The following is a 13,078-nucleotide window of genomic DNA, read 5'->3' as shown; positions in this document are numbered from 1 at the left end:
CATATCTAAATCTATTTTCGTCTGTCAAGAAGGCTAACTTCATACAGTTTGAATAGCTAATACAGGTTCACTATTGCCTTTCCTCCAAAACCAAGTATAATACTTGGTATAAATCCATCGATCAGGTGATGCACATGAACAGCACGATCCACCAGCAATTGGAGACATGGGTAAACGATCATCTCGATTTGTATAATTACGCTGTCAGAATCGGTGACCAGGAGTGGCAGCTGCAAATTTTGGCCTCCTTAGCGAATAAGGACGACTATGCAGCAGAACTGAACAACCAAGCAGTCAAGCTTCAGTTATGGATGGAGTTCGAATGGATAAACCGTGAAATGCTGGCGCTGTTCGATGTGATGCGAACGCAATCGCCTGACGAAAAGCAGTTCACGAAGCTGCGCCAAGCGATGCATGAGTTGAAGCAACGACGGATTGCTATTATGAAGCAGATTAAATCATCGCATTAATTATGATAGACATACTGCAATCACAAAGGCGCTGCAAGCTCTCCTTGATTGAAGCTTGCAGCGCCTTTGTCCGTTCATACTCACTTATGGAATATACAGCACCTGACCTTCGACTAACGCTTGATCTTGCAGCCGATTGTATAGCGACAGCTCTCTAGAATTTTTGCCATATCGGGCAGCGATGTCATCCAATGTCTCTTCGCGCTGGACGATGCACATCCGAACTCTCCGGAACGCCTGCTCATCCGCCAGCTTGCCAAGGAACAGCGTCTTCCATTCGATCTCATCCCCCGTTGTCACGCGGGAAGCTTCTTTCACGGGCTGTTGTTGGGCTGATTCCGCTGTCTCACGCGATTCCTGTTCCCGGCGCGAGGAGGCCAGCAGTGTACGGAGACCGACATTCTCTCCCTCAGACTCCTCCTCCTCCGTACGCTTACGTCCAAATGCAACACGCGGTTCTTTCCGTTCCGGCTCATTCTCCTGCTGTTGTCTTGCTTCTACCGAAGCAGCGGTAGGCTGCTGAGTGAGCGGCGTAACGCTTGACGATACAGCAGCTGCTTGAGCTTGCTGATTCGGCTCAGAATGCGGCTGAATGCTTGGTGAAGCGAAAGAGAGAGCAGAAGCACTCGAATCCTCTTTCTCCTCCTGTAACGACGACGCATCGGTTCGCGAATGCGAAGAAATGTCGCCGAATTGTCCCAGTGCACTCCGTTCTTCCGAGGACGAATATACCGATGGTTCCAACTGCTGAGGGGTCTGATCCAGCAAGTCACCTAGCTGCTCCTCCGGCCGTCCCTGTGCGTTTGCTATCTCGGGCGGCTGCTCAATTGGCTGCTGGTTGGCAAATGCAGACCAGTTGATTACAGGAGGATGAGACTCTCTCTCCTGCGGCTGCTCCTCACTCTCGCTCCGAATAGGCTGACCTGCACTGTTCCAGATGGGAGCCTGCTGTTGAAGCTCCGCCTGTCCCGATTCAAACGCAAACGGGTATGGCTGGACTGGCTCTTGTGGAGGCGGCTGGAATGAAAATGGCTGTCCCCAAGGCAGAGGTGCCTCCTCCTGCCGATGCAGTGGAGCTGGCTGTTGGACTGATTGTTGTTGTACCGACTGTGGTGCTGCTTCCTCCGCTCGATGCTGAGCCTGTCCGTACCCATCCTGCCGAGCCGTCTCCGTTAACTCACGGAATGCCTGTTCGGGCTGCGGTTCGGCGGGCTGTGCAGACTCCCGCCGATGTACAACGGTAATCGGCTCCTCCTGCCATGCTTGGTTCTGTGCCTCCTGCTGGTCTGCCTGAATGCCGTGCAGCGATAATATGCCTGTAATATTAAGCGTACGAGATGATAAAAGGTCGACATCGAAATGATCAATTTCTACCGAAATATCATCCAGACTGTGCACCCGATTCATGGGCAGCGTAATTTCAACCGGAATCCAGTGCTCTAAATTTTGCGGCTGCTGCAAATCATGCTGCGACCGGTATACGCCAGACAGCAGCAGCTGACCCTCGAGCAGCGCCTGCTCCCCCTGCTGGACGACTTGAATACGAGGCACAAGCTCAATCTCTTCAAGCTCCTCTATTGCAGCGACGTCATCGGGTAAGTGCACCCGTTCATACACATCAAAGCGCAATCCGTTCGATTGATCCGGCACGCTCCAATCCTCCCTTCCGCCATGCAAGCTTGGGCTATCATATCATTCAATACCTATCATATGGCAAGGCGGGATATAGCATGACTATGAAATTCACGAGGCTGGCCGAGGATCGGGACTATACTTTCAGCAAGCCGTCATACAAGAAAAGGGTGAACAAAGGCTGGCTTACAACAGCACTTTGTTCACCCTCTATGATATATATGGTTACAGTTATCATTTGGCACCGGACATAATCTCGTATAGCCGTTTGAACCAGGCCGGATAAGGCGATACCGTCTCCATCTTCTCGCCATGCAGCGGATGGGGAAAGAGCAGACGCTCACCGTGCAGCGCTTGATGAGCCAGCCACTGCGTCTTGCCTCCATAGAGCGAATCACCAATCAGCGGATGACCGATATAGCTCATATGTACTCGTATTTGATGCGTCCGTCCCGTCTCCAGCTTCAGCCTGACAAGTGCAGAATCCCGAAACTGCTCCAGCACCTCGTAATGGGTGCAAGCTGGATCGCCGCTTTGCACGACACGCCGCCGAGATGTATGATGACGATCTCGTCCAATCGGCGCGTCGATCATTCCGCTACTCTTCCTCAGCTTCCCATGCACGAATGCCGCATAGATACGGTCAATCGATTTGACCCTCATCGCTTCGTCCAGCCTATGCTGAGCGAGATCATTCTTGCTGTACAGCACCGGTCCTGATGTCTCATTATCGAGTCGGTGAATATGTCGTATTGGCAGCGGGTCACCAGACATCAGCATATGGCGTGCAGCCGCTTCATCAAGCGTACCGCGTTCGCCCTGACGGGAAGGATGTACGGCCATACCTGCAGGCTTATTCATGACGAGAACATGATCGTCCTCGAATAGCACTGCTGCTTCATCGGTTCGATCCGTCGACGTCGGCGGCAGCGAGGCTAACCGGTACAACGGGTCATCAGACAGCCCTACTTGCCGGAACGCTGCGAGTGTAATCCGGTCACCATCCATTCGAATGCCGCCGACGGAGAATAGCAGATTCACCCACTTAACAGGAAACCAGTTCTTAGCAATAAGCCACTGACGGACGGCATGCGGATGAGTATCCGGCTGCGGCCAATCGGCAGCGTCAGCACCGGCCACATATCCTTCCCGATGTAGAACGAGCAGATGCCCATCCCTTCCAGCTCCGGTCTGCCAATCGAATCGTCCGCCATCCATGCGCTCTATAGGCGGGACAGCGCAATATCATGCGCCTGAATGGTCAAATCAATATCCTCTTCCGTATGAACGCCGGATACGAACATTCCCTCATATTGGGAAGGAGCTACGCTGACGCCCAAATCGAGCATCGAAGCGAAATACGAACGGAAGTAGTCCAGGTTCGACGTCTTCGCCGTCTCAAAGTTAATAACGTGAGTGTCTGTAAAGAATGGACACACCATCGAACCAACGCGGTTGATCGTGGACGGAATGCCATGCTTCGCCGCGTTCGCCTCGAAGCCGCGCTGCAGACGTGCCGACAGCTGCTCCAGCCGCTCGTACACCTCCGGCGTCAACAGCTTCAGCGTCGTATAACCCGCTACCATCGCAAGCGGGTTACCCGACAACGTACCCGCCTGATAGATCGGGCCTGCAGGAGCAATTTGCTCCATCAGATCGCGTCTGCCCGCGTAGGCGCCGACCGGCAGGCCGCCTCCGATTACTTTGCCAAGGCAAGTCAGATCCGGCGTAATCCCGAACAGCCCTTGTGCACAATGATAATTAACCCGGAAGCCTGTCATTACCTCGTCGAATATCAACAAGCTGCCATATTGCGTCGTAATATCGCGCAGTCCTTGCAGGAAGCCTGGCAGCGGCGGCACAACCCCCATATTGCCGGCTACCGGCTCAACGATCACGCACGCAATTTGCTCGCCGAATTTCTCAAACGCAAGCTTAACCGACTCGATATCGTTATAAGGCACCGTAATCGTATGGGAAGCGATGCTTTCCGGCACACCCGGGCTGTCCGGCAGACCGAGCGTTGCAACGCCGGACCCGGCTTTGATCAGCAGGCTATCCGCATGACCATGATACGAGCCTTCGAACTTCAAAATTTTGCTGCGCTTCGTATACCCGCGAGCCAAGCGTAATGCGCTCATCGTCGCTTCCGTACCTGAGTTAACCATACGCACAATATCAGCAGAAGGCACCCGTTCGCAGACAAGCTGCGCCATCAGCGTCTCTAGCTCGGTCGGAGCACCGAAGCTCGTCCCTTTCTCAGCCGTCCGTTTGATCGCTTCGATCACCTCAGGGTGGGCATGTCCCATAATGAGAGGTCCCCATGAAGCGACATAATCGATGTAGCTGTTGCCGTCAATATCGTACACACGGGAACCGCTCCCGCGCTCCATATATGCTGGCGTCAGCCCTACCGATTTAAACGCACGAACCGGACTATTCACGCCGCCGGGAATGTATTGCTTCGCTTGCTCGAATGCAGCCTTCGACCGCTCGTCGCGGCGCTTACGGCTTGGATCAATCGTTGAGCTCATCGTAACCGTCTCCTTCAATCCTATATGTTCACTAGTCCTGCAGCCAACGAGCGGCATCTTTCGCATGATAGGTTATGATCAAGTCCGCTCCCGCCCGTTTTATACCCGTCAATGTCTCCAGCGTAATAAGACGCTCGTCGATCCAGCCATTAGCAGCAGCAGCCTTCACCATCGCATATTCGCCGCTGACGTTGTAGGCTACAAGCGGAAGGTCGAATTGATCCTTCAACGTCCGAATGATGTCGAGGTAGGACAGTGCAGGCTTGACCATTAGGAAGTCTGCTCCTTCCAGCACGTCCGACTCAGCCTCGCGAAGTGCTTCACGCGCATTAGCCGGGTCCATTTGATACGTCTTACGATCCCCGAACTGCGGCGCAGAATGAGCCGCCTCGCGGAAAGGTCCGTAATATGCGGAAGCATATTTAACGGAATAGGACATGATCGGCACATTCGTAAAGCCGGCCGCGTCCAATCCTTCGCGAATGGCCGTGACGAAGCCGTCCATCATATTGGAAGGAGCAATAATATCTGCTCCCGCTTCTGCTTGCGATACGGCCGTCTTCACGAGCAGCTTCAGCGATTCATCGTTGTCGACCTCTGCAACGCCTGTCACCTCATGCTGATGCACGATGCCACAATGACCGTGGTCGGTGAATTGGCATAGGCACGTATCCGCGACGACAACAAGCTCCGGCGCCCACTGCTTAATTAGGCGAGTAGCTTGCTGAACGATGCCATTCGCATCGTACGCAGAAGAGCCTACCGCATCCTTACTTGATGGAATGCCGAAAAGAATAACCGATTTGATACCCAATGCGACAATTTCACGAATCTCCTGCTCCAATAGATCAAGCGAGAAATGATACACACCAGGCATAGAGCGAATTTCTTGCTTAATGTTCGTTCCGTGCACCACATAAACCGGATAAATAAAATCGTTCACAGACAGCACCGTCTCACGCACCATGCTCCGCAGAGAAGCCGAGGCGCGCAGGCGGCGGTGTCTAACAGTTGGAAAGCTCATGATTGTCATCCTCCTGCAGCTCTATTATTTATTACAATAAATATATAATGGCGATAAATCCACCGTTTAACTCATTCTTTACTGCTCAGTCGAACGCTGTGCCAAGCGATGTGCCGCAATGGCAGCTACAAGCGACTCGATCGTCGCTTCCTCCGGCTCAATCGATACGTGAAGCCCAGCTTCTTGTGCTGTTGCTGATGTTATCGGTCCAATGCTGGCAATTTGCGTCTTGGCAAGCAGCTGCTGGGGCTGCTCGATTCCGCTGCGCCGCAGCAGCTCAAGCAGATTCGTAACCGTCGAAGAGCTGGTGAACGTGACCACATGAACTGCGCCTTCCTGCAGCAGCTCAAGCACCATTTCGTCCTGATGCTCCGCAATCACCGTTTCATATACATCCAGCTCCACCGCATCCATTCCGCGGCTTCTCAGCTCGCGCGGCAGCCATTCCCGCGCCAGATCGCCTCTAACAAGCAGTGCACGCTGACCTTGCACCAGTTCTCCCTCAAGACGCTCAAGCAGTCCTTCCTGACGGAACTGCGCCGGCAGCTCCTCTACGGTAAGCCCCCGCTCCTGCAGTGCTTTAGCTGTCTTCGGTCCAACTGCGGCAATGCGTGCCTTCGTGAAGCGGCGAATATCGGTTCCTGTACGGCGAAGCCAGCGGACGAACGATTCGACGCCGTTCACGCTCGTAAAAATAAGCCAATCGAACGTACTCGCTTCTCCAAAGGCCTGCTCGACCGCAGCGATCTTCTCCGGCTCCGATACGTCCTTCGTCTCGATGACCGGATACTCGCACGGCTCGCCGCCCAGCTCCTCAATAAGCCGAACAAGCTCGCTCGCCTGCGCACGTGCGCGCGTAACTAGGACACGGGTGCCGAATAACGGCTTCTTCTCGAACCAACGGAGCGTATCACGCTGGCCTACGACTTCGCCAACAACGATAACAGCTGGAGGCTGGAAATTCGCTGCCGCTACTTTCTCCGCAATGTTCTCAAGCGTGCCGACTAGCGTCTCCTGCTCGACACGCGTTCCCCATCGTATAAGCGCGACAGGCGTCGATGGCGATTTGCCGTGATGCATAAGCTGTTCGCTAATATACTTAATTTTGGCAACACCCATAAGAAAAATGAGCGTTCCCGTCGCATTCGTTACTTTATCCCAATGAATCGACACGTCGAGCTTCTCTGGACTTTCATGGCCTGTTACAATCGACAGTGAGGACGCGAGGTCACGGTGAGTAACCGGTATGCCCGCATAAGCTGGAACAGCAATAGCAGACGTAATGCCCGGGACAATCTCGAACTCGATGCCATGCTGCACAAGCAGCTCCGCCTCTTCACCCACACGGCCGAATATCGTCGGATCTCCGCCCTTAAGACGAGTTACAACTTTACCCTGCAGAGCTAGATCGACAAGCAGCTGATTAATTTCCTCCTGCTTCATCGTGTGCCGATCTGGCAGCTTGCCGACGTATACCCGCTCCGCATCCGGTCTTACATACGCCAACAGCCGCGGACTTGCCAGCCTGTCATACACGACGACGTCCGCCTTCTTCAAGCATTCCAATCCGCGCACCGTAATCAGCTTCGGATTGCCCGGTCCTGCCCCAACTAAATAAACTTTCCCCAGCATACAGCCTCAACCCCTAACCTGAGCCAAAATGTCCTCTGCGCCGTTAGCCCGAAGCGCTGCCGCAACATCTTGACCCAGCGATTCCGGATCGGTTCCCTTGCCGATCTCTTTCAGTAATATACGGCCGTCTGGCGAACCGACAATGCCGACGAGCTCGATGACCGCTCCTTCAAGCGAGCCTTCTGAAGCATCCTTGCTTAGCTTGACGACAGCATGCGCACCAATCGGAATCTGACAGCCGCCATTGAGCGCGCCGAGGAAGCTCCGTTCCGCCCGCACTGCCAGATCGCTAACCGGATCGTTCAGCAAAGACAGCAGCTCGCGTACTTCCTTGTCCGATTCCCGACATTCGATACCTAGAGCGCCTTGGCCGACAGCTGGCACACATAGCTCAATTGGGAGCGACTCCGTAATACGCGACTCCCAACCCATCCTTGACAAGCCGGCTGCCGCAAGCACGATCGCATCGAAGCCTTCCGTCTCCAGCTTGCGAAGACGGGAATCGATATTGCCGCGAATGGAGACGAGCTCAAGGTCCGGTCTGCAATGCTTGAGCTGGCACGCACGGCGAAGGCTGCTTGTTCCGACCTTCGCGCCTTCAGGAAGCGAATCGAGGCCTTCGCCAGTTGACGTAATGATCGCATCACGCGGATCTACCCGCTTCGGAACCGAACCGTTCATTAAACCGTCAGGCAGCTCGAACGGCATATCCTTCATACTATGTACGGCCATATCGATCTCGCCGTCTAGAAGCGCCTGCTCGATTTCTTTCACGAACAGCCCTTTGCCTCCAACCTTCGACAGCGTAACGTCCAGAATACGGTCGCCTTTGGTCACAATTTTGACGGTCTCGAATGAATAGCCCAGCCCGTGCTGATCGCTCAATTTCTTCAACTGATCGATGACTTGCCCCGTCTGTGTCAATGCAAGAGCGCTTTGTCTAGTACCTACTCGAATTACCCGATTGCCTCCTGGCGTATGGTTCGCTGCAGCCACCGGCTGTCCCTCCTATGTTTGCTGCGTCTTCAGGCGCTCGATCCAGCGATCAAGCTCCTCACACAGCTCTATCGTATAATTAATTTCAGATTGTTCCTCATTGTATAATGAATCCGGCAGCAGCGCTGCTACAGTCCGCCAGCCGAGCTCATCTTCGGCCGCGGCGCGCAAAAGCTTGCGCCTCATCGCTGAGTCATCGAACGGCGGATTGCCAACCTCGCCACTGTATCCGTACCTTCTCATTCCCAACAGTCGCTCCCGCAGCATACGAAGTGCTCGCAGTCTTGGCTCATAATCGTCTCCGAGCAGCTGCTCCAGCTCCGTCCTCAGCTTCGCAGCAAGCGCAGGACTAGCCCCTCCGGTCGACAAAGCGACAATAAGCTCGCCTTTTCGAACGACGGCAGGCGTAATCATTGTTCCCGATTCGCCATCAGATGCTATGTTCACCCAAATTCGGAGCCGCTCGGCCTCTGCCGCAATGGCTGTATTCACTGCCGGGTCGTTCGTTGCCGCAATCACAAGAGAACTACCCGCCAAATCTCCTTCCCTATAAAGGCGATGTATAAGGCGAATGCCGCCTTCCTCCCCCCATCGTTCCAGAGATTCCGTCATCTGGTCACTAATCACAACAATTTCGTCCGCTCCCGCTTCCAGAAGCGATAACACCTTGCGCTCAGCGACCGGTCCGCCTCCGACTACGATGCAACGTTTGCCTGCAAGGCGAAGCATAACCGGATACCATCCGTTTACGTGGCTAGACATCGGTCCTCTCCCTCCGGCTATTATCGCTTAATGAAAATTTGAAATCGGGTTCAGCAGCACGTTCAGAATAAGAACGCCGAACGAAAGAAGATTGAGACGGGCAGCGTCGAAGCCGACTTGTCCCTTCAGCTTTCTCCGAAGTAAGTAGACTCCGTACAATATCAACGCGATAAGCGAGCCTACAACCTTCCAATCATAAAAATAACTCCATCGTTCCTCCACTACGATCGAAGCGATCGCAACAGAAAGTGACATAGCCAGCAGAGGCGCGCCAGCCGAGGTGAGACGAAAGGAGTACAGATCGATCAATTCCAGACTCGGCAGCCTGCGAACCGGTTTGGTCCAGCTTTTCTTCTTCAGCTTACGATGCAGGAACATGTACATTCCCGCGAATACGGCCGAAATGGTCAACGCCGCGAATGAGCAAGTCATCAGGCTGACATGCATAACAAGCAAATCTTTGGCTGCATCGTATGGTTGTATCGGTAGTTCCGGTTCAGGGTTGACGAGCAGTAGAACGGTCAGTACCGCAAAACCGATTAGATTAACGATAAACACCATATATTCGATCCGGAAAAACCGGCTGATGACAAGTGAGGTGGTGACGAGCAGCCATGAAAAAGCAAACCAATATTCAAACCCCGAAATATAAACGGCGACATCCAGATGCGACATAAGCCGGTATACAAGATAACCGGATTGCAGTGCCCATACAAACACAAGCAGCCCTGCTCCAATCCGTTTGGCACTCCGATTCGCATCAACGAAATCGGAGAAATAAAACAGAAGGCTCAGGGCATACACATACAGCATCGCATCATAAAACCAATTTGATGTAATCATAAGCGCCCCCATCCTCCGACACCACACGAACAGCAAAAAACCGCCGCAAAGCTTGCGGCGGCTCCTTATGGCGTTGCCGCTGCAACGCCAGCCGGCATTTGAACCGGAGCAGAATCGACCGCAGCCTGCGGTTGAGATGACACAGGAGACTTCAAGACTGGCGCCTTCTTCGCTCCCTCCTCAAGCGCTTGCTCTAGAGCAAACAGCTTGACGAACATATCCATCGCTTCTCCAGCATGCTTCTCGCCAGCCATTTCTTTAATGCGCATGATCGGATCGCTCATCATTTGATTGACGATGCTCTTCGTTAGCTTGCGAATTACTTTCAATTCGCGTTCTCCGAGATCCGGAAGCTTCTTCATCATGCTGTCCATCGTTTCGGCATGAATGGTCTCCGCTTTCGACTGCAGGGCGCGGATAAGCGGTACGACGCCAAGCGTCTTGTACCAGCTACGGAACGCCTCCAGCTCCTGCGCAATCATTGCTTCGATCTTCGCCGATTCCTTACGGCGCTGCTCCAGGTTGCTCTCGACGATTCCTTCAAGATCGTCAATATCATATAGAAATACGTTGTCGACCGTCGCAATCGTTGGATCAAGATCACGCGGTACCGCAATATCAATCATAAATAAATTACGCGATTTGCGTCGCTGCATCGCGGCAGCAACTTGCTCGCGCGTCAGTACATAGCCGCTTGCACCCGTTGAGCTGATGACGATATCCGCTTCATGCAGCCGATTGATCGCTTCGTCCAGCGTGCATGGCGTACCGCCCAGCTTGTCCGCCAGCTCAGTTGCTCGTTCCAGCGTACGGTTCGCGACAATGACACGATCAGCGCCGTTAGCGGATAAGTGTTTACCCGTAAGCTCGCTCATTTTGCCTGCACCTATAATCATGACCGTCTTCTTCGCGAAGTTAGGGAAGATTCGCTTGCCGAGCTCCACTGCAGCATAGCTGACCGAAACGGCCGCTTCGCCAATCGAAGTCTCAGTATGAGCGCGCTTCGCCATCGTTAACGCTTGCTTGAACAGCATATTGAACAGCGTTCCCGTTGCCTTCTCCTTCTGAGCTAGCAGAAAAGCTTCGCGAACTTGTCCGAGAATTTGCGTCTCGCCGATAATCATCGAATCAAGACCACTCGTAACACGGAACAAATGCTCAATTGCTTGGTCATCTTCATACATATACAAATGGTTCGTGAACTGCTGTCTCGGCAGCTTGAACCATTGTTCCATAAAGCTGCGAATATAATGTCCGCACAGATGATGCCTGTCCACAACCGCGTACAATTCCGTCCGATTGCAGGTCGCAACAATAACGCCTTCTAGGATGCTCTTCGTCTGCTTCAATTGCCGCAGTGCAGCGGGCAAGTCGTGCTGAGCGAACGTGAAACGTTCCCTTACCTCGACAGGTGCCGTACGGTAATTCAAGCCAACTACAATGATGTGCATGCGTCCCTGCCTCCTTCAGATCGAGATGTACCTTACGGTCACGAACATTATAGCATAGTCTCCTGCTTACTTGCGCCTTCATTTATGAAAAATGTTTGAAGTAAGCTCTGTCCCTAGTGTTGTCAGACAAAACTTCCCTTATTCGCTTCAAAAAAGAAATGGCCATGGATAATTGTCCATGACCACTCCTTCTATCCAATGCATTACGCATGTTCATTCCATCTTGGGTGCTTCGTAATTATACGAGCTCCACTTGTTTCATGACAGGTTCAACAACTTGCAGTTCACCCATGCCGCGTACGAGCTTCTTCGCATACGAAGCTTTCGGCTTCAATACGGCCAGCATGTAATCAATTGCCAGCTGCGGATCCACGGTTTCACCGCAGGTATAACAGTCGAGCGCCGCGAAGCCTTTCTCTGGATACGTGTGGATCGAGAGATGGCTTTCCGACAGGAGTACGAGTACCGTCGCGCCTTGAGGATCGAATTGCTTAGCTTGAACCGAAAGTACGGTAGCACCGCAAGCTTCAGCGGCCTCCACCATTTGTGCTTGCAAAGCCTCTGCATTGTTCAGCAGGTCAAAATCTACACCCCAAGTATCGACAGCAACGTGTCTTCCGAAAGTTGAATATTCCATCTTTCGGTTCCCCCTTCCTAGGAATAAAATGTTTAAAAAAATTTCATCCGCTAGGACCTACGTCATTCACTTCCCGAGGGAATAATCTCTCGCAACATTACTATGTCCTGAGTGAATCCTGGTTCCTATTTTGTTCAACGAAAATAAAAATAACATCTATCGAACTGAAATGCAACAGTTTTTTTTGGGCTGTTTGATTGGAACCGGGATGCCATACGAATCAAACAATCCGTATACAACGTATGTTGAATAATCGGACATTGTGCACGCCGTATAGATTACATTACAAGATGTATGTTACGTCAGGACAAAGAGAAAAGGCCGCACCTTAGTGCGACCTTTCAGGTCATTCCCGCTATCTTCTCTACGCTTCAAGCACGAACAGTTGATGTGTAGCTTGGCGAAGACGCTCGTCGATGTCCTGGATTTGGCCTCGGTCTGCCGTCTGATTGCGAAGGTCGAGCAGTTCATTGATGGTGCCGAGCACCATCTCGATCTCACGCTCTACGGTCGTCGTCCGAAACTGGCGTTCCAGTTGTCCAAGCGTATCTTTACGCTCGAACACGATTCGATCGCAGCCTCCCGCACGTTCCACAATCCGGCGGACTTGCCCCTTATCGTAATGATAGATCATCGTATAATTGCTGTAAATTCGATTGACGATCGCATCGCCACGGAAAGCGGATACCGCTTTGCGCATTGCATTCGTTAATCCAGGATGAACGAGTCGGCAAGAAAGCTCACAAACGTACATTTCTTGATGACGTTCAAATACTAGGCGGATTTCTTCCCTCCCTGCCACGTCTTCGAGTACAACCTCTTGATTCCCATTCTCGAGAACCTTCACGCCGTAGCGAATTTGCTGATCCTCGAAAAACCGGACAAAACGAGACATTTCCTCAACCGACAACTGCAGATTGGCTTTAACATACTGAGTGGCTAACCGCTGAGCCATAAAAATCTCCTCAATTCTTTAAGCTTGCACGCCTTTGACTCTCTGCCTTAAGTTTATTATACGTCATCCCGAATGTTTATTCCTGCCCGACGCCTGCGATTTTTACGCATATTTCTGAATAATCGGCCCGTTTTCGTGAAGA

The 13,078-nt window shown here is 52.6% G+C and carries 12 protein-coding genes; 1 reads left to right on the top strand and 11 read right to left on the bottom strand.

Going from position 1 to position 13,078, the window contains the following annotated elements; translation table 11 throughout:
* The first annotated feature begins 134 nt into the window (after positions 1 to 134).
* Positions 135 to 470, top strand: a complete 336-nt coding sequence (locus PXY01_RS10735; protein ID WP_127569856.1) for a hypothetical protein — start codon at positions 135 to 137, stop codon at positions 468 to 470.
* Between the two features lie 84 nt (positions 471 to 554).
* On the opposite strand, the gene PXY01_RS10730 is transcribed toward PXY01_RS10735, so the two are convergent.
* The 11 genes from PXY01_RS10730 to PXY01_RS10680 all read right to left on the bottom strand — a co-directional run bounded on the left by PXY01_RS10730 (position 555) and on the right by PXY01_RS10680 (position 12,936).
* Positions 555 to 2,120, bottom strand: a complete 1,566-nt coding sequence (locus PXY01_RS10730; RefSeq protein WP_127569855.1) for a LysM peptidoglycan-binding domain-containing protein — start codon at positions 2,118 to 2,120, stop codon at positions 555 to 557.
* A gap of 216 nt (positions 2,121 to 2,336) precedes the next feature.
* On the bottom strand, positions 2,337 to 3,320 hold the full coding sequence (locus tag PXY01_RS10725) for an RluA family pseudouridine synthase (RefSeq protein WP_127569854.1): 984 nt from the start codon (positions 3,318 to 3,320) through the stop codon (positions 2,337 to 2,339).
* A 5-nt stretch (positions 3,321 to 3,325) separates the two neighbouring features.
* Entirely contained in the window at positions 3,326 to 4,636 is a 1,311-nt protein-coding gene (gene hemL, locus PXY01_RS10720) for a glutamate-1-semialdehyde 2,1-aminomutase (RefSeq protein WP_127569853.1), read from the bottom strand.
* A 31-nt stretch (positions 4,637 to 4,667) separates the two neighbouring features.
* A complete protein-coding gene (gene hemB / locus PXY01_RS10715) occupies positions 4,668 to 5,660 on the bottom strand; it encodes a porphobilinogen synthase (RefSeq protein WP_127569852.1) in 993 nt (330 codons plus the stop codon).
* Between the two features lie 78 nt (positions 5,661 to 5,738).
* Positions 5,739 to 7,292 (bottom strand): uroporphyrinogen-III C-methyltransferase, encoded by a 1,554-nt coding sequence (gene cobA / locus PXY01_RS10710; protein ID WP_127569851.1) that lies wholly within the window; start codon positions 7,290 to 7,292, stop codon positions 5,739 to 5,741.
* A gap of 6 nt (positions 7,293 to 7,298) precedes the next feature.
* The gene (hemC, locus tag PXY01_RS10705) at positions 7,299 to 8,288 is read right to left on the bottom strand and encodes a hydroxymethylbilane synthase (RefSeq protein WP_127569850.1); all 990 of its coding nucleotides are present in this window, start codon (positions 8,286 to 8,288) and stop codon (positions 7,299 to 7,301) included.
* Between the two features lie 12 nt (positions 8,289 to 8,300).
* Positions 8,301 to 9,050 carry a precorrin-2 dehydrogenase/sirohydrochlorin ferrochelatase family protein gene (locus tag PXY01_RS10700; protein WP_127569849.1) on the bottom strand — a complete coding sequence of 250 codons (750 nt, stop codon included), beginning with the start codon at positions 9,048 to 9,050 and terminating at the stop codon, positions 8,301 to 8,303.
* A gap of 27 nt (positions 9,051 to 9,077) precedes the next feature.
* Entirely contained in the window at positions 9,078 to 9,893 is an 816-nt protein-coding gene (locus PXY01_RS10695) for a cytochrome C assembly family protein (protein ID WP_127569848.1), read from the bottom strand.
* 65 nt (positions 9,894 to 9,958) lie between these two features.
* Complete coding sequence (gene hemA, locus PXY01_RS10690) at positions 9,959 to 11,344, bottom strand: glutamyl-tRNA reductase (protein WP_127569847.1); 1,386 nt, start codon at positions 11,342 to 11,344, stop codon at positions 9,959 to 9,961.
* Positions 11,345 to 11,582: 238 nt separating this feature from the next.
* Positions 11,583 to 11,981 carry an adenosylmethionine decarboxylase gene (gene speD / locus PXY01_RS10685; RefSeq protein ID WP_127569846.1) on the bottom strand — a complete coding sequence of 133 codons (399 nt, stop codon included), beginning with the start codon at positions 11,979 to 11,981 and terminating at the stop codon, positions 11,583 to 11,585.
* Positions 11,982 to 12,345: 364 nt separating this feature from the next.
* Complete coding sequence (locus tag PXY01_RS10680; protein WP_127569845.1) at positions 12,346 to 12,936, bottom strand: non-ribosomal peptide synthetase module; 591 nt, start codon at positions 12,934 to 12,936, stop codon at positions 12,346 to 12,348.
* Between the last annotated feature and the right edge of the window lie 142 nt (positions 12,937 to 13,078).

This window comes from Paenibacillus xylaniclasticus, from assembly GCF_004001065.1.
Classification (GTDB): Bacteria; Bacillota; Bacilli; order Paenibacillales; family Paenibacillaceae; genus Paenibacillus_T; species Paenibacillus_T xylaniclasticus.
The sequence above is the reverse complement of the archived record's forward strand: the minus strand, read 5'-3'. Positions and strand labels throughout refer to the sequence as shown.

What these genes read in the sequence shown, in the direction of transcription:
- PXY01_RS10735 (WP_127569856.1), top strand. Translation starts at nt 135, where the DNA reads ATGAACAGCACGATCCACCAGCAATTGGAGACATGGGTAAACGATCAT.
- PXY01_RS10725 (WP_127569854.1), bottom strand. Translation starts at nt 3,320, where the DNA reads ATGGATGGCGGACGATTCGATTGGCAGACCGGAGCTGGAAGGGATGGG.
- hemL (WP_127569853.1), bottom strand. Translation starts at nt 4,636, where the DNA reads ATGAGCTCAACGATTGATCCAAGCCGTAAGCGCCGCGACGAGCGGTCG.
- hemB (WP_127569852.1), bottom strand. Translation starts at nt 5,660, where the DNA reads ATGAGCTTTCCAACTGTTAGACACCGCCGCCTGCGCGCCTCGGCTTCT.
- cobA (WP_127569851.1), bottom strand. Translation starts at nt 7,292, where the DNA reads ATGCTGGGGAAAGTTTATTTAGTTGGGGCAGGACCGGGCAATCCGAAG.
- PXY01_RS10700 (WP_127569849.1), bottom strand. Translation starts at nt 9,050, where the DNA reads ATGTCTAGCCACGTAAACGGATGGTATCCGGTTATGCTTCGCCTTGCA.
- PXY01_RS10695 (WP_127569848.1), bottom strand. Translation starts at nt 9,893, where the DNA reads ATGATTACATCAAATTGGTTTTATGATGCGATGCTGTATGTGTATGCC.
- hemA (WP_127569847.1), bottom strand. Translation starts at nt 11,344, where the DNA reads ATGCACATCATTGTAGTTGGCTTGAATTACCGTACGGCACCTGTCGAG.
- speD (WP_127569846.1), bottom strand. Translation starts at nt 11,981, where the DNA reads ATGGAATATTCAACTTTCGGAAGACACGTTGCTGTCGATACTTGGGGT.
- PXY01_RS10680 (WP_127569845.1), bottom strand. Translation starts at nt 12,936, where the DNA reads ATGGCTCAGCGGTTAGCCACTCAGTATGTTAAAGCCAATCTGCAGTTG.